Source organism: Winogradskyella pacifica (assembly GCF_003386275.1).
Lineage (GTDB): Bacteria > Bacteroidota > Bacteroidia > Flavobacteriales > Flavobacteriaceae > Winogradskyella > Winogradskyella pacifica.
Window position 1 is genome coordinate 78535 of record NZ_QREI01000001.1, and the last position, 24667, is coordinate 103201.

A 24667-nucleotide genomic window follows, 5' to 3' on the forward strand; every position below is an offset into this window, starting at 1 on the left:
TTACCTTAGCGAGTATAAGAGGCTAAATTTAATGCTAAGAATTTAGTTGTTAGACCAACCATTGTAGACGTTACAACAAGAAACTCAAAATAGTGCTTAGTGAGTTATTCGCTAGAAATAATAGAATTAATGAACCATTCTAGCGCATACAAAAGCCTCACGGATTATAAGGTCATGAGGCTTTCTCTTTATGCTTTATGCTAATTAAGAGAAGGTAATCATACCTTCATCAACAACGTACATTCCTAATTTACCTCAACATCTATTTAAGCGCCATATATATGAACACCAAATAAGACCCTAACAATAACACTCCTTTAAACCTTCCTATTTCAAAACGTTTTGGGATGATTATAAACGGAATTAAAATAGCAGCAAAACCAATCATCCAAAATATATTTGTTGATAATATCTCTGGAGTTTCAGGGTTAACAACAATAGGTTTTATCATTGCAGTAAGACCTAATACTGAAGCGATATTAAAAATATTAGAACCAATAAGGTTTCCTAAAGAAATAGCTTTCTCTTTCTTTAATGCTGCAATAACAGAAGCCGCTAACTCTGGCACACTTGTACCAATAGCAATTACGGTAACAGAGATGGCATAATCACTAATACCTATAGATACCGCTAACTCTTTAGCTCCATCTACTAACCAAAGAGAACCAAAATATAAACCTGCCGCACCAATTAGCAACCACATTACAATTTTAAAGTTAGAAACTACAGCAAGTGAATCGTCTACCTCTTCAACGTTTGCTTTAGTTGATTTTCTAGAACTTCTAATTAAAATAACTAAAAAGACAACTAAAGAAATCATCATTAACAAGCCTTCAATAGCGGTTAAAACTCCATCATTTTTTAAGAAATAATACAGTACAAATGACAATAACATCATCATTGGCCAATTCAGTTTATAAAAGTCACGATCTACAGCTAATGGAGAAATAATAGCCGTTATTCCTAATACTAAGCCAATGTTTGCAATATTAGAACCGATGACATTTCCTAAGGCAATATCCGAAACCCCTTCTAAAGCGGCTTGCAAACTCACTAATAATTCTGGTGCAGACGTCGCAAAAGACACAACCGTCATACCAATAACCAACTTAGACAGCTTAAGTTTAAAAGACAATCCAACGGATGCTTTAACCAAAAAATCTCCACCAATTACTAACAACGCTAACCCTGCAATAACCATTAACACACTCATCTCTATTTATATTTTTAATTACTTATATCCATTAAAAGCGCAAAGATAATATTTCATTTTCACACCTACTAAAACTATAATTTTCGTTATAAAACTATTTTTGCAGTTGTACAACTACAAAAATAGTTATACATTTGAATTAAAGACTAACACTAGATTTTACGTTTATGCAAAAGCTAACAAATAAAGAAGAAGAAATAATGCACATTTTATGGAAGTTGGAAAAAGCTTTTGTAAAAGATGTATTAGCAGAGATATCGGTTGATAAACCACATTACAATACGCTTTCTACCATTATTAGAAATCTAGAAGAAAAAGGCTATGTTAGTTATAATGCCTATGGCAAAACACATCAGTACTTCCCTATTGTAACCAAAAAAGACTATAAAACCAAGTTTATGAATACTGCTATTGAAAACTACTTTAATAGCTCGTACAAAAATGTTGTTTCATTTTTTGCTAAGGAAGAAAAAATTAGTGTCGATGAGTTAAAAGAGATTATTGCCTTAATAGAAAACAAAAAATAATTATGGAATATCTATTAAAAGCATCAGCCGTAATTGCCATAATGTATGTGTGTTTTTACTTTTTTTTGAAAAAAGAAACTTTTTTTGAGCACAACCGATGGTTTCTTTTAACGGGATTAGTACTTGCGTTAATTTTCCCCTTAATCGTAATTCCTGTTTATATCCCTGTTGAACCTATAGCAAATGAAGTAACAACCTTTATATCATCTACACCTTCAAGTTTTGTTACTACTCCAACTGAAGTCGCATTTGATTGGTTTAAACTTATTCCTATACTATATAGTATTGGAATAATCGTGTTTAGCGTTCAGTTTGTTTTTCAGTTGGGCTCGTTAGTTTTACTCCTTCTAAAAAATCCAAAACACAAAGACCAACATTTCACTTATGTGATTGTAGATACTAAAATTTCACCATTTTCATTTTTTAAATGGATTGTTTATAATCCGGAATCGTATGACGCAGAAGAACTTCAACTTATTCTAACACACGAGAAAGTTCATGTTAACCAATTGCATTCTATAGATATTATCTGTACACAATTGGCTTGCATTCTATTTTGGTTTAACCCCTTAATTTGGTTGTACAAAAAAGAAGTGCGCCAAAACTTAGAATATATCGCAGATTCTAAAACACAATCCCTTACCAACACCACAAAAGAATACCAACATTTATTATTAAAAACCAGCGTTACTAATCACGCTACTATAGTATCTAATAATTTTTATAATTCATCAATCAAAAAACGAATTCTTATGTTAAACAAATCGAGATCAAATAAAAAAAATCTATTTAAGTACCTTTTAATTCTTCCGCTTTTAGCTGGCTTATTAATGAGTATGAATACGGAAACTGTTTATGTTGAAGTTAAAAATGACATCATTAAAAACACCAACACAACTGAGATTATTGATGCCATCTCAACTGAAAGTATCAAGGTTAAGTTTACAAAAAATATGAGCGATGAAAGCTTATACAAAATGAAAACATGGTTAAAGTCTAAGAATGTCACCATGACCATAAAACACGTAAAGCGAAACAGAAATAGCGAAATTTCGAATTTAAATATTGATTTTAAAACAGAAAACGGCACTACAAATTACCATGTTAAAGACAAAGATGGTATTGCTCCTTTTGAATTTAAAATGGATGATGACGGCAGCTTTGGGGTTGAGGTCGTTCAACCTAACGATCATAAAAATACAACCTTTATAATCGAAGACAGTATCTATTTTAATACTCAAACTCCTGAATACAAGACTAAAATTAGTCAATTAAGTTTTAATAAAGACACTATTCATTCCTCTATGGATTCTTTAGAGATTAAGAGTCAAATCAACAAAAAATCTGATTTTTATTATGAAGATGGATCTAAACCTAAAATTATCAGTCAAGAAGTCATAATTCATGACCCATCCAATAAGGCAATTTACAACTCACGTTACGATTCTCAGAATCCAAAACCTTTAATAATTGTAAATGGTAAACCTGCTCTTTCAAGTTATTTAAAAACTATTGATCCTAATGATATTGAAAGTATGACTGTTTTAAAAGGCGAAAACGCTATTGACACTTACGGCGACAAAGGAAAAAATGGTGTTATTGAATTAGTTTTAAAAGACAGCAAAGCGATAAAAAAAGATAGCCAATGGAAAGTAAGCAAGGCAGAAATAAGCAACGTCACTTTTATTGACGATGAAGATGCTTCAAAAAATGGATCCATTGCTTATATTTCAAAATCTACACCAGATCAAATTTTAGATTCTCACGTAAATGAACTTAAAAGAATTGGAATCACGGTTAAGTATTCAAAATTAAAACGCAACAAAGCTGGCGAGATTACAAGTATAAAAATTAGCCTCGAAGATGGAAAAGGATCTAAAAGTAGTGCCGCCTGGAAAGTCACTGATGGTATTCCAAATATAGAATTCGGAAAATCAGAAGGCACTTTAATTGCAAGAACTCAAGAATAAAATTTACATCATCTCAAATACTAAAAAAGCCAAACTGTTTAAATTCAGTTTGGCTTTTTTATTGAAGTAATATTATACGTTAATCGACAATAACCTTCTTAATCACAGAACGATTCTCGCTTGTCAACTTTAAAAGGTACAAGCCAGAAGCCACATCTAAATCTATATACTCCTCAACAGATTGCGATTGCTTTAAAAGTTTTCCATCAATAGAATAAACTTCAACATCTGCATTAGCATTTAATCCTGAAATATAAACACGTCCTGTTGTTGGATTAGGAAATATAGCTACTTTAAGCTCTGTATTATCAGTAACATTTAATACTTGATCCCAATCTTCACCAATTCTATTTCCCCAAATATATTCTATCATATCTGGCTGATCTATAAATGGGTTTCTATTCTTCTGCCAGTTATAAATTACGTTATTTCTATTCATTTCAAAATCATCTGGCGGATCATTTCTATGCCAATCTAATAAGGTTGCTAAATCGCCAAACTCACCAACATTGCCTTCCGGAAAGCCATTAACAATTTCTAACCCATTATAACGTACTGCCATATAGAATACACCTCTTGCCACATCTCCTTTAAATTTACCTGCTGTTCCACTTGGACCATTATACTGACCATAGAACTGGTTATTTCTACTACTATTTTCTGGTCCGTCTGCAGCTCTTAACGCATGTGCATCAGAATTCCCATGACGTAACGAGTCTGCTTTGGTTGTCCAATACACATCAATCCCATCTGCAATTTCATCTTCCTCTATACTGTCAAATCCACCACGAGATCTCGGAAATGTATGTTCTCTATTCCACTTCCCTGTACTTAAGGAATTTGTTTGAATATCTAATTTAGCACGTCCTTCTTCTAAATACACCAACCAAACCTCATTACTATGTTCCGGATTTTGATCAGCTTCTTTTAAAATATCAATAACATCAGCATACGTCTGCGCTCTAACAACACTTGGATCTGCTACAATATCTTGTAATGCTTGTCGCAATTCTACATCAGCTAAACCATCTAAATTACTATAATAGCCATTTGGTTGTGTACTTTCTACAATGCCGTATGTTGGCTCTAATGGTGTCCCCCAAGCTGCTACTGTAAAATCATTATCTACAACTCGTATTTCAATATCACCATTATTAGCAATAATGGGTTCAACTAAATCTAAAAATCTAATTTTTAAAACCTCATCACCCTCATCATCCGCATCATCAACTATAGTAATTGTGGTACTCGCTGTAGTTTCACCAGATAAAATTGTAATACTTGTACTCCCAGTATAATCCGAGGTATTAAACCCGTAATTATCTAAACTTATATTGAAGTTTAAATCTGAAGTAATCTCTGTATCTGACGTAAACAAAATATCAAAAGCCTCACCTTCCCCGATCTGTGTTTCTGTTACTGAAATTGCTATCGCGGTAATAGTAATACCAGATCCATCATTCTCTCTTCGCGGTGTTGGAGTTGCAGACGCAAATGTTTCATTCCCCATACCATCTACAAAACGTTGAATCGATTTTGGATTGGCATTAGTACCACTATCATTATGCTGAAGTGTTTCACCTAACTTATCTAATAAACCAGTGGCATCAGAATCATTAGTTCCATACACCATAGCATCAATTAGATTCGTTTGAGTTGCTACCGTTTCTTCTGGGAAATCATTTACCGAAGCTTGATAAATACCCACGGCATCTGGACCATTCTGAATGACATTTTCGGACATTAAAGATTGTGGAAAAGGAGTCACATTCGCACTACCCACAACCAACAAACCATTAATATCTGTTGTTAAACCATTTAAATCATATGTAAAATAGCTGCTATCGCCGCCACTACTCGATCCATTAAAGAACACTAAGATGTAGCCATCTGTTGAAAAATTCGGAGTTGTTGATTTTATTTCAATAAACTCATCAGTATCTATACTAGGACTATCAGGTTCTAATTCATTAATCACTAAAACTTGAGACCAACTAAATCCTGAAATTAATAGTAATATTACAATAGTAATTTTATTCATCGCTTACTTTTTCACAAAGATAGTTCTATTATTATGTCTATCTGTTACGGTAATATTAAATACGAAAAACACTTCAAATAAAACATGAAAATTATCATGAAAAATATGTAGAACAATAACCAAACGTAGAGATTTAGTCATTTTCAGGACGAAAGTCCCCTACGATTTAGATACCTATTCAAAAACACCCCTATAAAAGTATCAAAACGAAGCCACAAACCACTATTAAAACAATAAAATGAAACACAATCATAGGCAAGTCACAATATATTGAAACACAAATGGTATTTTTAGTTATAAATTAGAATCCAAATTCATCGATTTATTCCAAATCATTTGGCGGAACATTGTTTAGATTATATATTGAAATCTCAATCAAACAAACGAAGTAATTTATTAACCTCTAAACTTAAAAACTATGATGACATTAACTAAATTGATTATTGAAATTATTATTTCTTCAATCTAAATGAAAACCAATTAAATTACCAACCAAAAAAAGTAAAGCTTAGTTCTAGAATAAGTTTTACTATTTTTGTTAAAGATTTATTATTCAATTTACTATGAAAACTAAAATCTTTAAAATCCTGGCTAAACTTAACAAAGCCATACTTCCTTCTTACACTAAAAAACAATTAGACCTTAGCAAAGCTTCTAAGCTTCAACTTGCTATAATAGGTTGGCGCGTTTATGTAACTAAAAATGCGCTAGGCTAATTAATCCTTTTTTATGGATTCTATCTTCTATTCTTTCTAAGGCAAATCACTTTATAACTAAAGTTTTCTTTTAACATTATCTAAATTTATGAGAAATTTAAGACCGAAGATTTTATTAGATAGTTGTAACGTATTATATTTAGTATACTAACATTAAAAACAAAAGACCATGAAAACATTATATGAAGCAACCACAATAGCAGAAGGAGGAAGAACAGGACATATCACGTCAGAAGATGGACCTTTAGATCACAATCTTTCTGTCCCTAAATCTATGGGAGGCAAAGGTGGAGACGGCACAAACCCAGAACAACTTTTTGGTGCCGCCTACGCAGCATGTTTTGGCGGAGCCTTACAATCTGTCGCTAAGAATGAAGGCATCGAAATAGATAATGACGCATTAAGTGTCACTGCTATTATTGGGTTTTGTAAAGATGACGATGGCTTTTGCTTAGAAGCCACTTTGGATTGTTATATCCCAGGAGTCGATTTAAAAACAGGTGAAGACCTCGTAGAAAAAGCACATGAAGCCTGTCCTTTTAGTAAAGCAACACGCGATAATATTACAGTAACTTTAAATTTATTACTTGATGAATAAGATTCCGATCTAATAAATTTATTAAAAAATAATTAATAGAACCACGTATATCTTTATGATCATCGTGGTTTTATTGTATAAAACAGGCAAACATTCTATAAATCAAAAAAACCAACACTTTCAAAATTGCTTGAAAGTATTGGTTTTAGTAGTGACCTCGACTGGATTCAAACCCAGTACCACAAACCTTAATAAATAAAGGCATTTGCAAATTTCTTAATTATTAGGTAGCCTATTAGCTCCCACAGCGATTGATTTTCTATATGTTTGTTATATTTTCAATCTTATCGTAAAGATAAAAAAAATCAAATGAAAACAAACTTATAAAAACGACTAAGTCTATGTTTTATAATTATTAGTGGGCTGGCGAAAAATACTGGTTATGGCAATGTAGCGTCTGTTCGATAGACAGGTGTGAAAAGGACATAACGAGTATTGCGCGGAACTGGAAGCTCTTGCGATTGAGTGAATGTAGTTTTTACGGAATGAAGGAATTAGTATGTGCTGGAAGTGTGGGATTAATTTACGTTAGCTTCAAACGACTCCAAAATTTCTTTGGCAATATCTCTATTCAATTTACCATCTTTTAAAACTTCGGCAAACGCTAATTCGCAAGAATGCGCCTTATCATCTTCTGCAATAAAATAATCACCCTTAATGGTATTCTGATTTGTTGTTGAAGGATATAATAACATACTATGATTACAATTCCATCTATAGTTATAAGCATACATCTGCTTTAAATCATCATCACCTGGTTTACCATCATTTACAACTTTCCATTTAGTATCAATAATAAAGGTTTTATCTCCACTTCTAGACTCTAAAACAATATCAGGCTTTATTACTTTTTTATTCCAAAAGACCTTTTGTTTTTGGCCTCTTATGATAAATTCTTTGCTGCCCTCTTTTTTTATTGATTGCAGTATGTATTCTTCCCAAAGCTTATTCATATCAAACATTAATGCTATTAAATTTTTGTTCCCAGACTTGATATCTGGTCGGTAATTCATTATTATTAATTCTGAAATAAGTAACGCCTTCTCATAAGGAATATGCTTACGTGAAATTGGGATTTTCTTAAAATGGTTACTTTTTACTCTTAGGTTGTCTGTAATAGGAAATAAAGTTTTTATTCTATTTAGCTTATCTAATACAATAGATTCTGAAGTAAAATGAGATACTACTTTAATCGTTTCGTTTAGTATTTGGTGAATCAAGTGGTTATTATCATATAAACTTTTATTTATATAAAAACGTTCTTTATGAATAGTGTTTTTTGATATGTGTTTAGCAAATTGAATAGGGCCTTTTAAAGCCTTTGCTTGACCTGATTCTCTTCTGTATTTTTTTATTAAACCTCGTTGAATTAATATTTCAACTTCATTTAAAAATAATTCAAAATATAAATGCAATAGCGAATTAGATTTTAACCGTAGTTGTGCGGTACCCGTATTTTTTGCGGTTAATAAGTTGCAAGTTTTTAGCATATCCAATAAAACACCTTGCCAGATATTTTTATTGTTTTCTTTACCTGATTTAGGCAATACTTCAATTGTTGTTTTTCCTATTTGTATTACTCCTACATATTGTTTAAAACGTACACCGTTCGGGATTAATTCAAAAAAAGGTGTGTTAGGATTTTCATTATAGTATTGTTCAAAAGCTTGAAAATGATTTTTTAAAAATCGTTCATCATTCCATTTTCCTATGTAGGAGACTCTTTCGTACTCAAAGAATTGTAAAGGTTGATATGTGTTTTTCTTACTCACTAATTGATAAGCTTATTGATGGCATTTATAAATTCCTCGTCTTCCATTGTTTTTGGATCTATTATCTCGAAAACCTCATCTTCATAATTTGAGCTATCACCTTTACTAAATACTGCAAACAAATTTTCTTTCCTCTCATTTTCCATTTCATCATCAGTCTTTAAAAAACCATCGCCCAGTACTAACCCAATTTTATTAAAATCATTGAAAAAGTATTCTTGAAGAAGCGGAATAATATTTTCTGAAAAAACAGCTTTCAAACTTTCAGTAATATTTATATTCTCAATTTTTGATAATTTTAAAAAATAGGAATGACCTATTTGATGGTCTCGATCTATTAAACGTTTGATGCGCTTGTTTATTTTTTCTAAAATGACACTAATTTGTGTGTCGTTCCATTCATTTTTATCGCCTAAAACCGTGCTAATAACTTTATAATTAGGCATTACTTCTTTAAAGCTGAAACGACGTCTTAAAGCACTATCTAAAGCTTCAACAGAACGATCTGCTGTATTCATTGTTCCAATTACATAAAGGTTGCTTGGTACACCAAACATTTTTTTTGAATATGGTAACCTAACTTTTATTTCATTAACCTCTCCAATTCTTTTATCACCTTCAAGTAGAGTTATTAGTTCCCCGAAAATTGAAGCTACATTCCCTCTATTTATTTCATCAATAAAAATAGCATAGTCATTATCTGGATCTTGTTCTGCTTTATAGGCTAATTGTTTAAAGACACCGTCTTTTATTTCATAGGATATATCAGTGCTTCCTGTTTCAAGTAAAGGTTTTATACCTTCTACAAAATCCTCGTATGTAAACGATTGATGAAAAGTAACAAATTCGAAATTTTTGATAGAATCATTAAATTCAATTGATGGATCTTTAACCTCGTTTAAAAGTTCATCTACTTCTGGATATAAGTTTACTACAGCTTCTTCTTCTAGACTCCATTTAGATTCTTTAGTTTTGAAAAATATCTGTGGCTCACTTCTGTCTTTTACATTTACATTAGGGCAAGAATTTACTGTATGTGCTTGTAATCTACTCCATAGAATAGGGTGAATTGATTTAGCACTTGATAAACGTTCTTTTGCTTTTACTATAGGATGCGCTAATATTTCTTTTGTATTTGATTCACCTATATCTCTAAGGGCTATAGCAAATGTTTGCCACCAACTTAAATCTTCTGCTATTTTATCATGTACTTGTTCAGTTGTTAAGTTTTCTTCAGAAATTGTGAATTTTGAGAAATACTCATTTTGTAAAAAAAACGTTTTTCCAGTTCCTGGAGGACCATACAAAATTTGATTTAAAGGTTCTTTTAATCTATTCACACCGTTATCGTTGTTATTAGTCTCACCGAACTTTTGGTTTAAAAATTTATAATAGTTATCCTTACCTAAAATTGCTCTGGGTCTATGTGTGCTTTCCCGTTTGCTGTATTTTATAAAATCGTTATCCTCGTTTTTATATGCAACTTCATTTATCGCTTTTATAATATTAAAATAGTTGGATTTTGAAACTTCAAAAATATCCATATCAAAATACGTATTGTATTCATCTAAGTATCTATTTAAAAGCTCTACATCGTTATTAAAATAGTTAGATCTAGGATTTTGCAAAAGCCAATCGATAAATTCTTTTTTAACGTTAATCAGGTTTTCTATATTATTATTTCGTAATAATATAGCTTGGTAAAAAGGCTGAAAAAGTAGTTTATTGGCCTCTTCAATATTTTTAATTTCTTTGAAAGTGGAATAACCGCTAGGTAGCCAATCCCGTTTATCATTTACTAAACTTCTAGTATTATCAATAAAAGGTTTTAAGATAATTTCATATTCTCTATAAGTAAACTCGCTGTTACCAATAATATCATTTATTTCTTTTGGCAATTCTTTAGAATTTGATGTAAATCTAATAAGATGTGAGAGTTTATTTCTTCCACAAGTTATATAAGCGTAATCACCTATAACTGCTTCATTCATCCAGTTTTCACCTTGATTATTACCTGTGTACCTTCCCATGACAGCCCATTTATGACCTTCAAATTTTTCAAGTAGATTAGCTTTTCTATAAGCTGTCGTTTTAAGAAATGTACCCATCGACAACTTGTATATTCTATTTTTAGATAGATCAATTATATTTTTTTCTTTGTTTGATTGACTCATAAATTTCTCTATATTTTCATTCTTAAACATTAAATATTTAAGTGCGTTATTAGTGGTATTAGCTTCAACATTCCATTGTGTTCTTTTGGAATTTTTTATTGCATTATATTGAAGTTGAAATTGAGTTTTGTGTTCTTGAATTAATTCTTCATCTACTTCAGACCAATTTTTAACTTTGATTTTTATAAAGTTTTGCTCTGGTTCGCCTTTGTATGGATAATCGTAAACAAAGTTATATTTACTTTTGTTCTGATCTTTAAACTTTTTGCTGACTAGAAAACCAATATGAGCATAATCATCTTTTTCGATATATGAGTAAGCCGCTCTCATCCCAACAATAACCGAAAGTATTCCTTGGCTTTCAATAGCCAATCTTACCTTGTACACCTCTATATTTAAATCAGTAAGGATAGTGTGACCAAATTTTATAAAACCTTGAAAGAGATCGAGTTTCTTAACCCGTTTTTCTAGGTGTTTAATAAGTTTGCTTCTATCGGTAGTATTGTAGATAAAATCTTCAGTTATTTTAAAACCTATTTCCTCTATGAATTGATTTGTAGGAACGCCGCCACTAACTGATTTTACCTCTAATTCTGGATACTCTGCTTCAATCACATTAAATGCTCTAGCTAAAACAACTTTAGGTGGCATTTTTACTTTTTTAAAGATTACGTGATAGCGTTCACTTTTATTTTTTTTATCCCAACTTTCATTCTCTACTAGAATCTGCTCTATAGTTGATTTCCAAATTTGTTTTTCATTTTCAGTCATAATTTTTTAACTCTAAATAAATTCTAGAAGATCGTCCAAATTATTTAAGTTACGATTAGTTGCAGCTTCAAAAGGATAATCAACAAATGGATTCTGATTAAAAATATTTAAATCTTTGCGTTTTTTTAATTCGTTATTTACGTGCTCGTCACCATAAGAATAACCTGAAATTAAGATTGTTTGCGCAGCCCCAATAGAATCCTTAAAGTTTTGAAGTAACTGAGAATACATAATATCATTATCAATAATATCCGTTTTATTAGTTCCAGTAATAAACTTAGGTGTGATATCAAAATTCATATCTTGGATTACCTTCTTTGTTTTTGGATCTATTCTTGTTGCATAATGCTTAGCACGATAGCTATTAGTTGTAAAGTAATTGTATTTCCCTGTATGTTGCAAAAACATTTTACCTCTATCTTCAAAGTGCTCAAATCTGAAATAATCTAGACTACCATGCAACTTATGAATTCTTATTTTTTCTGAAAATTCATTTTGAAATACTTTTAGCGGTTGATCTTCATATTGTATTTCCGAATTTGTTGTTGTAAAACCTCTTGAATAATTTAAGCCTTCTCTTTGCAATAATCCTTCTAAAAGCACATCGTGGTTTAAAGTGTATATATCTACTTGATCAAATTGCTTTATATATTCTAGAAATATTTGATATTCCCGAAAAGCTTCGTCAATTTTATTACTATTAACAAAGAGAAGATCACTTATCAGATGGTTAATAATTTGAGATAATTGCTCCAAATAAGGATCTCTTTCAAATAAGTATAAGTAGGGCGCATGAGCTTCTGGTTCACCAATAAGATATGGTTTATCAGCTATAAGAGTTGTCTTAGCTCTCTTGTAGACTTCTTTAAACCAATCCATGTCATTGAATTTATTCATTATGAAGGCAAAAAACACTTCGTAATTATCAAAATCATCAACTTCTCGATTGTATGTCTTTATTATTTCATCAAGTATATATGAGTAAGCCAATTGCTCAACGCCTAAAAGGCCATTATGTATTGTAGTAGCATCCTTTTCGTCTTCCCACATCCACTCTCCAGAGCCCATTCTTAGAAGTTTGCTTTTTTGATCGCGATCAAAGCGTGTTCTTATATCATTAGCTAATGGCATACCTGCAGGAAATGAAAAACCTGCACCTAATAATACTGTTAACTTTTTCATGTTTAATTATCTTCAATATTTAAAACAAAATTTTCAAAATTGTAGGTCTGAATATAATCACTTAGAAGCATTTCAAGTTCTGGAAGTTTTAATTCCATTCTCCCATGAATGGTATAGCGTAAGTACTGTCCAATGGTATTTAGAAAATTTAATAATACTCCAGAATGGGATAACTGAGGTCTAATAACAGCCCATATTTCATCATGACTATTAGGATGATAGGTATAATAATTTGCTTTATCTAACTTGGCATAAAAAGGATGTTTTATCATTTTTTCATCCTTAAAAGCTTCAATTACTGTTCGAATATCAGAATTTAATAATTGTGCTAGTTTACAAAATAATACTTGTGATAAATTACAGTGAAATGAAATATAATTATCATCTATAATAACACATTTTCCCTGACTAAACTGTTCTGAGTAAAATTGACCAGCTTTAAAATTATCACTTAAAGTATCATTATAATCTAAGTCTACAAGTAAATCTATTATTGGACGACCTCTATACTCGTGATTAAAAAAAGCTATAGGATAGGAAAAATAATCTTGATGTATTCTATTGAATGTTCTTAAATAATGAAAGTTAATATTGTCTAATACATTTATTAAATAATATAATTCCGAAATTGTTTTAGTCATAGTTTTATTTTTTTAAATAATTGTTTAGGCCAATAGTATCTCCAATTTGTTCTTCCATTTCTTCCATTCTGGAAACTCTTTTTCTTGTAAGTCAAAAAAAGCTTGCGTATGATCTCTATGCACTAGATGACAGAGTTCATGAATGATTACGTATTCTATACATACTTTAGGCGCTTTAATTAGTTCTGGATTTAAAAGAATTCTTCCATTTGTAGAACAAGAACCCCAACGGTGTGGCATTTTTCTAATTTCTAATTTATTAGGTGCCACTTCATATTTTTTAAAATGTTCTATTAATGGTTGCGCTATGGTATGGAACCAAGCTCTTGCCTTCTCTAAGTACCAGGATTCTAATAATTGTTCTATTTTGCTGACATCACTTGTTCTTACTTCGATATTGCGTCCTGTATGCTTTACGATTTCTTCATTGCTTTTTACTACTAAAAGCTGGTATTGTCTACCTAGATACAAGTGAGATTCACCTGAGACATATTTGCGGACTGTATTTCTAGGTTCAAATGATAAAAAATGATCCTGTTGTTTTAATATCCATGACGCTCTCTTTCGGACTTTCTCTTCTATTTTTTCTATACTACTTCCAACTGGAGCATTCACTTCAGTAGAACGATCAGGATGCACGGTAATACCTAATGTTTTTCTTTCACGAAAGTTCAAGTTATATACTATTTCTTCAGAGCCATATATTAGTGTGCGACGCATTATTTATATCTTATTTTAGCTACTTCTACAATACGTTCTGCAATTTTGTCGATATCTTGGAAACTCAATTTTAGGTCATATTTGTCTCGAATATGATCTATAATAAAATCCCCAATAAGGAAAATCATTTTCTTTTGAACATCTGTACCGCTTTTACCCGACCAATCCACTCGACGTAGATTAAGAATAATATCATCTGCTTTAAGTGCTAATTCTTCTGCTATTATAAGTACCGTTGCTTTATCATCATTACGAGACTGAAATTCTTCAATACCTATTCCAAAAAATGCTCTAGCTACTTCTTTGTCTTCCAAAGAAGCAGGTATACTAGAGTCTGTTCTACTCAATACCGCGTCTTTAGCTTCTTTAATCCTTTGTAGATAAACCGTTTCATCAATTCTACCTTGTAGATAGTCCTCAATAGTTTCTTTAATTAATTGCGAAAAACGTTTATAAAACGCTGGATCTTCATCCATTTTTTCAGAGATATGCTTTGCTGTTCTTGAGGCAATCATATCTGCCTTAGCAGCTTGTCCTGTTGCTTTTTCTATTTCTTCATCAAACGCTTCTCTGTCAAAAATATTTACTAGTTCTGTAAGTGTCACAACATCTGAAGTCGGTATATGTGTATCAATTAATTTCTGAATTTGACCTTCGTATTTTTTATAATCTATCTTATCAGAATACCTTGATGCTACAGCTGTGCGCAATTTCATAAAGAAGGATAAGTCTTCTTTATATTTTGCAATTCGTTTTTCTTCTGTCTCTTTATGAAAAACAATAGATGACAGTGCTAATTTTAATATGCGCGCATATTTTGCTAGTTGATCATAGAACTTATTTCGTAGTGCTTCGTCCCTTAGTAGTTGTTGGTATCCTTCTGCATCTTTCTTATTTGTAATAGATGAAAAAAGTTGCCAAAGATCACTATGTATTTGTGGCAATTGTTCTATTTCTTCACTAATATTTGTTAGCGTTCCATGTAATTGATCTTCATCAAAATCGTCAAATGTAGAGTAGGTCTTTAATGCTGAGTCCAACTCTTCAAGAACACCATAGTAATCTATTATATAACCATAATCTTTATCTGGGCTTACACGGTTTACACGTGCAATAGCTTGTAATAGCGTATGGCCTAATAATTTTCTGGTTAAGTACAGTACTATATTATTAGGTGCATCAAAACCTGTGAGTAGTTTATCTACAACTATGATTAATTCTGGTTTATTATCGTTTTTAAAACGGTTTACAATATTCTTTTGGTATTTTTTTGGAGAACCGTGTTCGTCCATCATTTTGTGCCAAAACGTTTTTACTAAATCATTCGTTTTTCCATAGGCGGTGTCTTCACCTTCACGTTCGTCTGGAGGAGATATTACAAGTGCTGAGGTTACTTTACCTATTTCATCTAAATAGTTTTTATATTTTACAGCAGCTGCTTTAGACTGACATACAATTTGGCCTTTGAATTTTGTTTTTTGAAAATTCTTTACATAATGATTAGTAATATCCCAGGCGATTGCATAAATTTTTTGATCGGCAATATTAAGTTGATCTGCTCTAGAAAATTTCTTTTTAAGATCCGCTTTTTCATAATCATTTAATGGCTCTGACACCATATTAAAAAAGTTATCTAGAGGCGCTGCATTAACGTCCTGTATTGCGTGACGCCCTTCATATAATAATGGCACTACAGCTTTATCTTTTACCGCTTGATCTACCGTATAACTATCTATAAGCGTACCAAATTTTGATAATGTACTCTTGTCTTTTTTAAATAATGGAGTTCCTGTAAATGCTATAAAGCACGCATTAGGTAATGTTTTTTGCATTTCAATATTAAAGGTACCGTGTTGGGTACGGTGTCCTTCATCTACTAATACAAAGATGTTATTACTAGTGAGTGGTTTTTTTATTTTCTTTACTGCAGATTCAAATTTATTGATGATTGTAGTTACTACAGCATCACTTTCTGTATGTAATAATTCTACTAGTTGCGATCCTGTTTTAGCGTTATCTACATCCATTCCACATTTTCTAAATGTACCCGTGATTTGAGTATCTAGATCTGTTCTATCTGTAACTAAAATAATTTTTGGATTCAAGATACTTGACTCCATTGCAATAGCTTGGGCAAGCATCACCATTGTAAGTGACTTTCCACTTCCTTGCGTATGCCATACCACACCACCTGTACGCTGTCCATTATTTAATTTTTTAATTTGCTTCATTGCCTTTTTTATGGCAAAAAACTGCTGATAACGTGCTACTTTTTTAGAACCATTATCAAACAATGTAAAATTATATATGAGATCTAATAAACGTTCTTTGCTGCATAGGCTGTATATATAGTCATCTTGAGGCGTTGCTTTTATTTCTTCTACTTCTAATGCGTCAAAATGTTTGCGGACGTAGTAGAAACGTTCGTTAAATAAGCGTTGCTTTATTGAATCTGCAAGAGGTGTGTTTTTTAGTTTATAAATACTTTCGCGAAAGCGTGCTTCTTTTTCTTTATCAATACCTCCATTAGGTTTTTTAAAATCTTCTTGCCATTGTGCCCAAAATTTTTCTGGAGTCCCTGTTGTAGCATAACTACCTTCATTCACTGTCACCGCCATTATTAACTGCGCCATTGCATATAATGGACGAATACCATCCTCTTTTTGATTGCGTAGGTTTTGTGATATAGCTTGTGTTAAAGGCTCTTTCATATCTGGTCTTTTACACTCTATAACACAAAGTGGAATACCATTTACAAACAATACAATGTCTGGTCTGTAATGCTCTTTTAATCCAGAACGAAGGACACTAAACTCTTCTGTTACGTGGAATATGTTTTTTTCTGGATATTCCCAATCGATATACTGTAAATCAAAACTTTTACGATCTCCTTCTATGCTTTGATCTAATGAAACACCAAGAGTTAGAAGCTCATAGATTTTCTCACTAGTGGACATATAACCATCTACCATAGGTATATCTCTCAATGCTATGATTGCATTTTCAATATTATTATCTGTAAACGGAACTACTTTATTTGAAGAGACACGTGCTATATTAATTTTATGTAATTGTTTACGCAAAATATCCTCTAATAAAATACTAGATGTTTTATCACCTCTCGCTTTTATAGCTTCTTCTTGGTTGAGGTAGTTGTAGCCCATATTAATTAATAACTGCAATGCAGGTATTTGTGAAATATGATCTTCTTTAAACGAAGGTGTTTCCATAGTTTTGTTCATTACAAAACCGCTCTAAGCGAAACGGTATGATTGTTGATATTTTGTTTATAAGCAAAATTTAGTTACTTTTGCAGTGTCATTACCCAAAGGGTACAGGACTTGGCTTAGCACTTGTTGCATCGTTCGTATTGCCTAAAGATACGTTCCTCACTTACGAAGTGAGGTTTTTTTTTGCCTTTAATTTGGGTATTCATTGTGCCAATTTTGAAACCTTCTTCTCTCTATATCATCTACCTTAAATGCTGTTACTAATTGTAAAGAATTGGTTATTTCTCTTATAATAACTACATAATCTTTTTCATATAACCAGTAATACTGTTGATTTTTACCATTTGCATGGATGCGTTCAAAATAACGTACTCTTGTATCTTCTTTACAATTCACAACTGGTTTTATCCAATGAATTTTATTTGCTCGTTCTGGATCAAAATTTCTTTTGCCTGAATGTTTGCTTTCTCTTGTGCAAACATGTTCAAAACCAGAAGGCCTACCTCTAAACAACGGATGCCTTGACTTTCTTTTGTCATAGGCGACCTGAATTCCGTTTATATAAATAGGCTCTTCTATCATATCCTTTTTAAAAACCCCATAAAGCGTATACATTTGATCTGATGTTGGTTCGTCTAAATCTAAATATTCAAATAGATCTTCCACAATATCTAGTTCGTGTTCTTCCTCAAAATAATTCATCATATCTTATTTTTGAATTTGAATTTGAAAATCGAAAATATTGAACTTTTCTTCAAAAGGAGGTGTTCCGTCATGTATAGCATATCCAGATTTTTCTTCTAAATATTTAATAATTTCTATTTTAACCTTTGAAGCATTTTCTTGCTTATGTAATTTTCTTGCTTTAAAGGTTATTGCGCCAATAAAGAAATCTGCCATTTGCAAAAACTCGTTTTCATCTGATCTAATATGCTGAAAAAAATTAAAAGGAGAGTCTCTGCTGTACTTTTCCCTGTACTCTGCATTAAGCCTGGTGTCTAACTTATTTAAACGTTCCTTTCCTCTTGTGTCTTTTATGTCTAAAGTTACTTTATGAGGTGTTTCTAAGTAATTTACCCAAGGATTACGCAGTAATAGAAAAACTAATGTGTAGTAAAAAGAATTATGATCCCCTTTATTGTATTTAGAGTGGTCTAATTGGTTTTTATTTTTAACCAAAATAGCTCTAAATTGTATCTCATTTTCAAAGAAAAAATCAATATAATCTTTATATAATCCTATTCTGGAATAAGAGAGTTTGTTCCATTTAATCTCGGTAGGAGATTTATGTTTTAGCTTTAAACCCTTTATGGCTTGTTTGAAAGCGACGTAGTTCTCTGATGCAATTTTTGTATAACCAATACACATTAAAGGTTGTTTGTCATTTTCTAAATGGCAACTCTCGTCTATGTAGATATTATATTCGTAGTTTTCTGGCATATTATTTTTTATATGTGTAGGCTGCGAAAATTGCAGCGACTATAGGATTAATGTAAGCACTGACTGTTATCCAAACAGCAATTGTAAATAGGCTATATTTTCTAGTAGCTACATTTGCTAGGGAATGAATTTGAACAGCTATGTCTTCATCAACTTCTGAGAATTCTTCTTTTACACCTTTGCCTTTTAGAGATTCTAAAATCTTTTTAGGTGTGCTTTTTCCTAAATGTTCAAAAAAGAAAATATTATTTTTTTCTTTGGAATTTGAAATACTTAGGAGTATAAATTTAAGGCGAGGTACAAATGAAATTAAACAAGTGACTGTAGAGATAATTAATAAAATAATTATAAATGAAAAGTAGTTATCTATAAAATTTGGCTCTTCTGCTTTGTTTAAAAAGGGAAGCTTAGCAACGCCATATATAGAGGCTGAATTAAATACTACAAGCATTGCGTTTTTAGCTTCAGCAAATTTTAGCCAATCTTTAACATTGCTGTGTATTTCTAATAATTCTTTATTCATATTTTTTATTTTATTTTCCAAGTTAAATTAGAGCCGTAAACCTCGTTATTAACATCCTTAACTTTATAAGTTTCTTTTTCCCACCATTTATATATAACATCATTTCCATCTGCATTTTCTTTTTTATAGCCATTATATACTGCTTTAGAAATTAATATAGCTGGATATTCTGTTTTTCTAATTTTCTTTTCAAAGCTTATAAATTTTCCACCGGACACGTATACACTACCTGTCGATGAGGTTTGTATAGAAGCTGCAAACTTTTCTGGTGTCATTTCTACTGTTTCTATAATATCTGAATACGTTGGTAAACCAAGTCTACTTAAAGGTGTTACTCCAGGAGGATTTGCAAGACCTAAATTAAAATCTAAAAAACCAATATTATTAGAAGGATTTCGCTTTACTAAATAATAAACCTCTTTAACCATCTTATTAGCAGTATCCGTAAGCCTAGAAGCAAGGTTTGCAGGATACCCAGTCCAAACCAAGCCTCTGTTTTCATTTGCTTCTGTACCTTTCTTTGGCGTACCTACTTTGATCACTTTTAATTCTCCATAATCTACACCAATACCGCATTTAAAATCCATACTTGTAAATTCGGTGTCAATTATTTGGGTACATAAATGATTAATGGTAATTGCACAATGGACTGCATTTCTGTAACAATTATCAGAAGGAAACACCACCATCACTCGGTCTCCAATAATATTTCTAACGTAACCACTATGATGATGCGCTGCTTTTAATACCGCTTTAGAGAAAGCAGAATATAACTTACCCATAGTTTTAGTATGATACTTTCTGGTTAAAGCGATCGAACCTCTAATGTCTACAAAAAGGACACAAGTGTTTATTACTTTTGCTTTCTTTTCTTCTGTGTTACCAAAAGTGAGTGCGCTGTCATCTAAGTTAGGCACATACTTAGTAGAAGTATATGAAAAATCAGTACTTAAGATGTCTTTAATATCTCCATCGATTTCTTGTATAATTTTCTTTACAGCCATTATACTTTTAATCTTTTTTTACCACTAAGCAATTGTTGCATTAAGCCTTTTTTTTGCAATTGCAATTGGTTGCGTTGGGTTGTTAGTAAGCTTATTTCTTGGTCTGCCGTGTTTAAAACTTGGGCTATGGCAATTTGTTCTTTTATAGGAGGCATATTAATCTTAATTCCTTTAAAATTTTTCCATCTTAATCCACCACGACGATCAATAGATCCTTCCATTCTTCTGTTATACTCGTGAATGAGTTTATGAGACTTTAAAACTTTAAAAAGATAATTATCATCTATTGTTTCTTTGGTTTTAAAAATCGTATACATAGGACTAACTAAACCAAATTTATTGAAGTCTTGATATCCGATAGATCCTTCTTCTATATGATTTGTAGCATAAGCAAAATATCCGTGAGGAACTATTTTGTATTTTGATAAATCATCTCCAAAAACTTGTCTTCCAAAATATTCTAACGAAGGTACTAGGCCATCATATTTAGTACAGGATAGGACTTCAATAGGTTCATTTGCATCATTTTTTTCACTATACTCACTTGCGAAATCTTCAACACGCTTTTCCTCCCACTCTTTATTAAACCCAGACAACCGTTTTTCACCACTTAACAATTGTTGCATTAAGGCTTTTTTAAGTTGTTGTTTTGCTTTTATTAAAGCATCTTGTTTTGTTATGGCAGTGTCCCAAGTGCTTAGGCAGTTGGCAATGATTTTTTGTTCTGGGAGCGGTGGAATGATAGATTTTGTCAATAAAATATCCTTTCGTGAAAGTCCAGGTATCATATTTCCTGAAGCCAATTGTTGAAATTTATATCTCTTTTCATTCAGAATATAAAATAAAAATAGGTTGTCTGATTTCACTCCATTAATAGACATTAATTGCCTGCCTAGAGCGACTTCAGTTAAACTACATAAAGCTAAGGCTCCCACTCCAGAACCCTTAACTGTAATTAGAACTTCTCCTTTAAATGACACTTTATTGCGAACATCAGTCCATTTTTTGACTTTGCTTATTGAATTAGTTATATCGGTCGGGCCCGTGAAATAAGGAATTCCCGTTTTTTTAGAGCTATAGTCTTCTTTATCTAGATGTTGACCTGATTCTAGAGTAATTAAATTATCTAACTTGTCAATCACCCAATCTTCAGGAATCCATCCTAATTTGGTTTCTTTAAATCCTAGTTTAGAAGGTATGTTATTTTTCTTTATAGGCATCATAATCTCTTGTGTGTTACTTTAATTAAATATGCCATTACTAACCCAGAGTTATCGGCGTAATCTTGATAGTTTTCATGTGCAGAATTATCTCCAAAAGATGGGATGTCTTCAACAGGACTTTCTTTTAATTTTTTAGGAATAATTTCAAAGTTTAAATCAGTGAATTCAAGAGAATATTCGTTAATTATTTTAGACCACTTCTCAATTTCTTTCTTTTTTAACTTCTCTATCTGGATCTTATTAAGCGTTTGATTGTCTTTATCAAACCTTCTAAAAAAACAGATATAACCTGAAAGAATTTGATTGTGACAAATTGAGTCTTTTAAATTTAATGCATTTACAATTCTTAGTACATCTTCTTTTATTTTGTTAAAATCCGGATTCAATGCTTTGACTTCTATACCTACTAATGATCTTTGTTGATTAGACAAGTAGCCAGAATTATGCATAGAATCCTCTGTAATTGTAATATCAATTCTTTTACTTTTATTATTTATAGGATTATGATCTTTTCTATTTAATAATTTACCACCAAATAATTCTTCTGGAAATTTCACACTAGGAAAAGCACCGTTATAAAAATTTTCAATAGGGTATTCTAAATTAACAGCCAAACCTTTTCTAAAGCAATGTTTTTCTAAATTTTGAGCAATATTTACAGTTATTAAATACTCAATTATGCGCGATTGAAAATCTGTATAGTTTTGTGTAAAATAAAGATTTTGATCATATCCTTTTTTTAAACCTTCTAAAATATGATTTTCTATCTCTTGTAAAAGATTGGTTTCTTTTTCTGCTATTACAATCATAAGCCTAATTCCTTTAAGTATTTACTCATCTCTTCACGCACTCCAACAAGTTCATTTTCTAATTTAGTAATTTCTGTTTGAACTTCTGTGATATTAATTTCTGCTTCTTCTTCAAAGGTGTCTACATACCGTGGAATATTAAGGTTGTATTCGTTTTCTTCCATCTCCTCGAGAGTAGAGACATAACTGTATTTATCTTCTACTACACCTGAAGGCATTCCGCTTTTGCGAAAACTTATATAAGTGTCTACAATATGGTCTAGGTGTTTTTCAGAAAGTACGTTTTGATTTTTACCACTATCATATTCTTGACTGGCATCTATAAATAAAGTGTCTGTACGTTTGTCTTTTCCTTTATTAAAAATGAGTATGGCCGCAGGAATACCAGTTCCAAAAAATAAGTTAGCCGGCAAGCCAATTACTGCATCCAAAAGATTGTCTTCTATGACACGTTTACGTATGCGTCCTTCTGCACCACTTCTAAAAAGTACACCGTGAGGAACCACAACACCTATCACACCTGTACCTTCATAAGCACTCTCTATCATGTGTGATATAAACGCCCAGTCTCCTTTGCTTTTAGGTGGCACACCACGGTTAAAACGGTTGTACTTATCGTCTTCTGCTTCATCGTGTCCCCATTTGTCTAATGAAAAAGGCGGATTTGCTACAACTGTATCAAACTTCATAAGATTATCGCCTTCTGTATGTTTAGGGTTTCGTAATGTGTCTCCCCAACGTATAGAGGCATTATCAAAACCGTGTAAAAACATATTCATCATTGCTAGTGCCCAAGTGCTTCCATTAGCTTCTTGTCCATATAATGAAAAGTTAGAATCGCCTACTTGTTGTCCTGCTTTAATTAATAGTGATGCAGAGCCACACGTAGGATCGTAAATACGCGCTCCTGGTTTTGATTTTGTTAATCGCGCAAGTAATGTAGAGACTTCTTTTGGCGTATAAAATTCACCCGCCTTTTTACCAGCATCACTTGCAAAGTTTGAGATAAGAAACTCGTAAGTATCCCCTAAAACATCTTGTCCATCTAATGCTGAAGGTCTTACATCTAGCTTATTAAAATCTGTAAGTAGATTTTTAAGTCTTGAATTCTTGTCTTTTTTATCTCCTAGATTACTACTGTTAAAACTGATGTTTCTAAAAATTCCTGCACCATCACTACTTGTTAATTTTTCACGGTTAGCATCCTCTAAATCTGCAAGAGCAATATCAATTAACTCTCCAATATTAGGTTCAGTACGTTTGTTATATAAAGAGTTAAAATGACTATGTTCTGGTACTATAAAACGCTCAGAAGCCATAGCACGTTGCGCACGCGAAATATCGCCATCGTATTTTTTAAGATGTACTTCGTACTTCTCTGTATAGGTGTCAGATACATATTTTAAGAATAACATCACTAAGATGTAATCTTTATACTGACTAGGATCTATAACACCTCTAAAGGTATCGCAGGCTTGCCAAATAACTTTATTGATGTCTTCGGATTTAATTTTATTGCTCATTATGATTGTATTTTATTTTTTAGTAATAATTCTAATTTGGTTGTTTTTAAATGATCTAATTGTTTTGTCAATTTAGATTCTTGTTTTTTAAGTTCGTCAATAGCTACAATGTTTTTTTGAATTTCTAATGTTGGGATTTCTATATCTAATTCTCCAAGTATTGTTCTGTTAATAGCTGGCAATGCAGTACCACGACTATAACCTCTCAATTCTTTTTGAGTACTTTCTAAATTAATATACCAAGCTATATAGCTAGGTATTACCGAAGTTATTGTATCGCGTAGTACCATAAATACAGATGAAGCAACCATAGGTTTGACAAAATGCTTTAAGGTGTGTGCAATAAATCCGTTATGTCCTTTTGCTAAAACCACAATATCTTCTTTAGTTAAAAAATGTTTTTCTAACTTTGATGATGGCATTAGGCTAGGTTCGATAAGCGGATTAATAGAGTGAAAATCTACAAAATCACTAGCACCTAAGTAGTAGATGGTTCCTTGAGGATTTCTGCGCTCATTTATGCCCGAGGATATTGTAGTGATTTCTTTAAGTTTCATTTTATTTGTTGTTATCTACGTACAAATGTATAG

General features: G+C 31.7%; 20 protein-coding genes. 4 read left to right on the forward strand and 16 right to left on the reverse strand.

Annotated features, from left to right (window positions below; genetic code table 11):
* Positions 1–262: 262 nt before the first annotated feature.
* Positions 263–1213, reverse strand: a complete 951-nt coding sequence (locus DFQ09_RS00355) for a calcium/sodium antiporter (protein WP_115807612.1) — start codon at positions 1211–1213, stop codon at positions 263–265.
* Positions 1214–1380: 167 nt separating this feature from the next.
* Between DFQ09_RS00355 and DFQ09_RS00360 the strand changes: the two genes are divergently transcribed.
* Both DFQ09_RS00360 and DFQ09_RS00365 read left to right on the forward strand, forming a co-directional pair.
* On the forward strand, positions 1381–1740 hold the full coding sequence (locus tag DFQ09_RS00360; RefSeq protein ID WP_115807613.1) for a BlaI/MecI/CopY family transcriptional regulator: 360 nt from the start codon (positions 1381–1383) through the stop codon (positions 1738–1740).
* Between the two features lie 2 nt (positions 1741–1742).
* Positions 1743–3710 carry a M56 family metallopeptidase gene (locus tag DFQ09_RS00365; protein ID WP_115807614.1) on the forward strand — a complete coding sequence of 656 codons (1968 nt, stop codon included), beginning with the start codon at positions 1743–1745 and terminating at the stop codon, positions 3708–3710.
* A 79-nt stretch (positions 3711–3789) separates the two neighbouring features.
* Here DFQ09_RS00365 and DFQ09_RS00370 read toward each other — a convergent pair whose 3' ends face one another.
* Positions 3790–5751, reverse strand: coding sequence for an endonuclease (locus DFQ09_RS00370; protein ID WP_115807615.1), 1962 nt, complete (start codon positions 5749–5751; stop codon positions 3790–3792).
* A gap of 563 nt (positions 5752–6314) precedes the next feature.
* Here DFQ09_RS00370 and DFQ09_RS00375 point away from each other — a divergent pair.
* Together DFQ09_RS00375 and DFQ09_RS00380 are read left to right on the forward strand one after the other, a co-directional pair.
* Entirely contained in the window at positions 6315–6467 is a 153-nt protein-coding gene (locus tag DFQ09_RS00375; RefSeq protein WP_115807616.1) for an SsrA-binding protein, read from the forward strand.
* Between the two features lie 169 nt (positions 6468–6636).
* Complete coding sequence (locus DFQ09_RS00380) at positions 6637–7065, forward strand: organic hydroperoxide resistance protein (RefSeq protein ID WP_115807617.1); 429 nt, start codon at positions 6637–6639, stop codon at positions 7063–7065.
* A 518-nt stretch (positions 7066–7583) separates the two neighbouring features.
* On the opposite strand, the gene DFQ09_RS00385 is transcribed toward DFQ09_RS00380, so the two are convergent.
* The 14 genes from DFQ09_RS00385 to DFQ09_RS00450 all read right to left on the reverse strand — a co-directional run bounded on the left by DFQ09_RS00385 (position 7584) and on the right by DFQ09_RS00450 (position 24634).
* Positions 7584–8837 carry an McrC family protein gene (locus DFQ09_RS00385; RefSeq protein WP_115807618.1) on the reverse strand — a complete coding sequence of 418 codons (1254 nt, stop codon included), beginning with the start codon at positions 8835–8837 and terminating at the stop codon, positions 7584–7586.
* Entirely contained in the window at positions 8837–11782 is a 2946-nt protein-coding gene (locus DFQ09_RS00390; RefSeq protein ID WP_115807619.1) for an McrB family protein, read from the reverse strand. The genes DFQ09_RS00385 and DFQ09_RS00390 overlap by 1 nt, the downstream gene beginning before the upstream one ends.
* A gap of 12 nt (positions 11783–11794) precedes the next feature.
* Positions 11795–12964, reverse strand: a complete 1170-nt coding sequence (locus DFQ09_RS00395) for an SIR2 family protein (RefSeq protein ID WP_115807620.1) — start codon at positions 12962–12964, stop codon at positions 11795–11797.
* A gap of 2 nt (positions 12965–12966) precedes the next feature.
* A complete protein-coding gene (locus tag DFQ09_RS00400; protein WP_115807621.1) occupies positions 12967–13605 on the reverse strand; it encodes a hypothetical protein in 639 nt (212 codons plus the stop codon).
* Positions 13606–13629: 24 nt separating this feature from the next.
* Positions 13630–14325, reverse strand: a complete 696-nt coding sequence (locus DFQ09_RS00405; RefSeq protein WP_115807622.1) for a M48 family metallopeptidase — start codon at positions 14323–14325, stop codon at positions 13630–13632.
* On the reverse strand, positions 14325–17555 hold the full coding sequence (locus DFQ09_RS00410; RefSeq protein WP_115807623.1) for a type I restriction endonuclease subunit R: 3231 nt from the start codon (positions 17553–17555) through the stop codon (positions 14325–14327). The genes DFQ09_RS00405 and DFQ09_RS00410 overlap by 1 nt, the downstream gene beginning before the upstream one ends.
* Before the next feature lie 189 nt (positions 17556–17744).
* A complete protein-coding gene (locus tag DFQ09_RS00415; protein ID WP_115807624.1) occupies positions 17745–18260 on the reverse strand; it encodes a hypothetical protein in 516 nt (171 codons plus the stop codon).
* A 3-nt stretch (positions 18261–18263) separates the two neighbouring features.
* Positions 18264–18995: a DUF3800 domain-containing protein gene (locus DFQ09_RS00420; protein WP_115807625.1), complete on the reverse strand. Its 732-nt coding sequence runs from the start codon at positions 18993–18995 to the stop codon at positions 18264–18266.
* 1 nt (position 18996) lies between these two features.
* Positions 18997–19518, reverse strand: coding sequence for a Pycsar system effector family protein (locus DFQ09_RS00425; RefSeq protein ID WP_147298300.1), 522 nt, complete (start codon positions 19516–19518; stop codon positions 18997–18999).
* Between the two features lie 5 nt (positions 19519–19523).
* Positions 19524–20522, reverse strand: coding sequence for an adenylate/guanylate cyclase domain-containing protein (locus tag DFQ09_RS00430; protein ID WP_115807627.1), 999 nt, complete (start codon positions 20520–20522; stop codon positions 19524–19526).
* Positions 20522–21745, reverse strand: coding sequence for a restriction endonuclease subunit S (locus tag DFQ09_RS00435; protein WP_115807628.1), 1224 nt, complete (start codon positions 21743–21745; stop codon positions 20522–20524). The genes DFQ09_RS00430 and DFQ09_RS00435 overlap by 1 nt, the downstream gene beginning before the upstream one ends.
* On the reverse strand, positions 21742–22554 hold the full coding sequence (locus tag DFQ09_RS00440; RefSeq protein WP_115807629.1) for a hypothetical protein: 813 nt from the start codon (positions 22552–22554) through the stop codon (positions 21742–21744). Before DFQ09_RS00440 ends, DFQ09_RS00435 begins: the two co-directional genes overlap by 4 nt.
* Complete coding sequence (locus DFQ09_RS00445) at positions 22551–24077, reverse strand: type I restriction-modification system subunit M (protein WP_115807630.1); 1527 nt, start codon at positions 24075–24077, stop codon at positions 22551–22553. Before DFQ09_RS00445 ends, DFQ09_RS00440 begins: the two co-directional genes overlap by 4 nt.
* The gene (locus tag DFQ09_RS00450; protein ID WP_115807631.1) at positions 24077–24634 is read right to left on the reverse strand and encodes a restriction endonuclease subunit S; all 558 of its coding nucleotides are present in this window, start codon (positions 24632–24634) and stop codon (positions 24077–24079) included. The genes DFQ09_RS00445 and DFQ09_RS00450 overlap by 1 nt, the downstream gene beginning before the upstream one ends.
* Positions 24635–24667: the final 33 nt, after the last annotated feature.

Bases quoted from the DNA above. Each gene is read 5' to 3' on its own strand.
- DFQ09_RS00365 (WP_115807614.1), top strand. From the start codon at position 1,743: ATGGAATATCTATTAAAAGCATCAGCCGTAATTGCCATAATGTATGTG.
- DFQ09_RS00405 (WP_115807622.1), bottom strand. From the start codon at position 14,325: ATGCGTCGCACACTAATATATGGCTCTGAAGAAATAGTATATAACTTG.
- DFQ09_RS00445 (WP_115807630.1), bottom strand. From the start codon at position 24,077: ATGAGCAATAAAATTAAATCCGAAGACATCAATAAAGTTATTTGGCAA.
- DFQ09_RS00395 (WP_115807620.1), bottom strand. From the start codon at position 12,964: ATGAAAAAGTTAACAGTATTATTAGGTGCAGGTTTTTCATTTCCTGCA.
- DFQ09_RS00390 (WP_115807619.1), bottom strand. From the start codon at position 11,782: ATGACTGAAAATGAAAAACAAATTTGGAAATCAACTATAGAGCAGATT.
- DFQ09_RS00370 (WP_115807615.1), bottom strand. From the start codon at position 5,751: ATGAATAAAATTACTATTGTAATATTACTATTAATTTCAGGATTTAGT.
- DFQ09_RS00410 (WP_115807623.1), bottom strand. From the start codon at position 17,555: ATGGAAACACCTTCGTTTAAAGAAGATCATATTTCACAAATACCTGCA.
- DFQ09_RS00435 (WP_115807628.1), bottom strand. From the start codon at position 21,745: ATGATGCCTATAAAGAAAAATAACATACCTTCTAAACTAGGATTTAAA.
- DFQ09_RS00415 (WP_115807624.1), bottom strand. From the start codon at position 18,260: ATGATGAATTATTTTGAGGAAGAACACGAACTAGATATTGTGGAAGAT.
- DFQ09_RS00355 (WP_115807612.1), bottom strand. From the start codon at position 1,213: ATGAGTGTGTTAATGGTTATTGCAGGGTTAGCGTTGTTAGTAATTGGT.
- DFQ09_RS00425 (WP_147298300.1), bottom strand. From the start codon at position 19,518: ATGAATAAAGAATTATTAGAAATACACAGCAATGTTAAAGATTGGCTA.
- DFQ09_RS00360 (WP_115807613.1), top strand. From the start codon at position 1,381: ATGCAAAAGCTAACAAATAAAGAAGAAGAAATAATGCACATTTTATGG.
- DFQ09_RS00375 (WP_115807616.1), top strand. From the start codon at position 6,315: ATGAAAACTAAAATCTTTAAAATCCTGGCTAAACTTAACAAAGCCATA.
- DFQ09_RS00430 (WP_115807627.1), bottom strand. From the start codon at position 20,522: ATGGCTGTAAAGAAAATTATACAAGAAATCGATGGAGATATTAAAGAC.
- DFQ09_RS00380 (WP_115807617.1), top strand. From the start codon at position 6,637: ATGAAAACATTATATGAAGCAACCACAATAGCAGAAGGAGGAAGAACA.
- DFQ09_RS00420 (WP_115807625.1), bottom strand. From the start codon at position 18,995: ATGCCAGAAAACTACGAATATAATATCTACATAGACGAGAGTTGCCAT.
- DFQ09_RS00440 (WP_115807629.1), bottom strand. From the start codon at position 22,554: ATGATTGTAATAGCAGAAAAAGAAACCAATCTTTTACAAGAGATAGAA.
- DFQ09_RS00450 (WP_115807631.1), bottom strand. From the start codon at position 24,634: ATGAAACTTAAAGAAATCACTACAATATCCTCGGGCATAAATGAGCGC.
- DFQ09_RS00400 (WP_115807621.1), bottom strand. From the start codon at position 13,605: ATGACTAAAACAATTTCGGAATTATATTATTTAATAAATGTATTAGAC.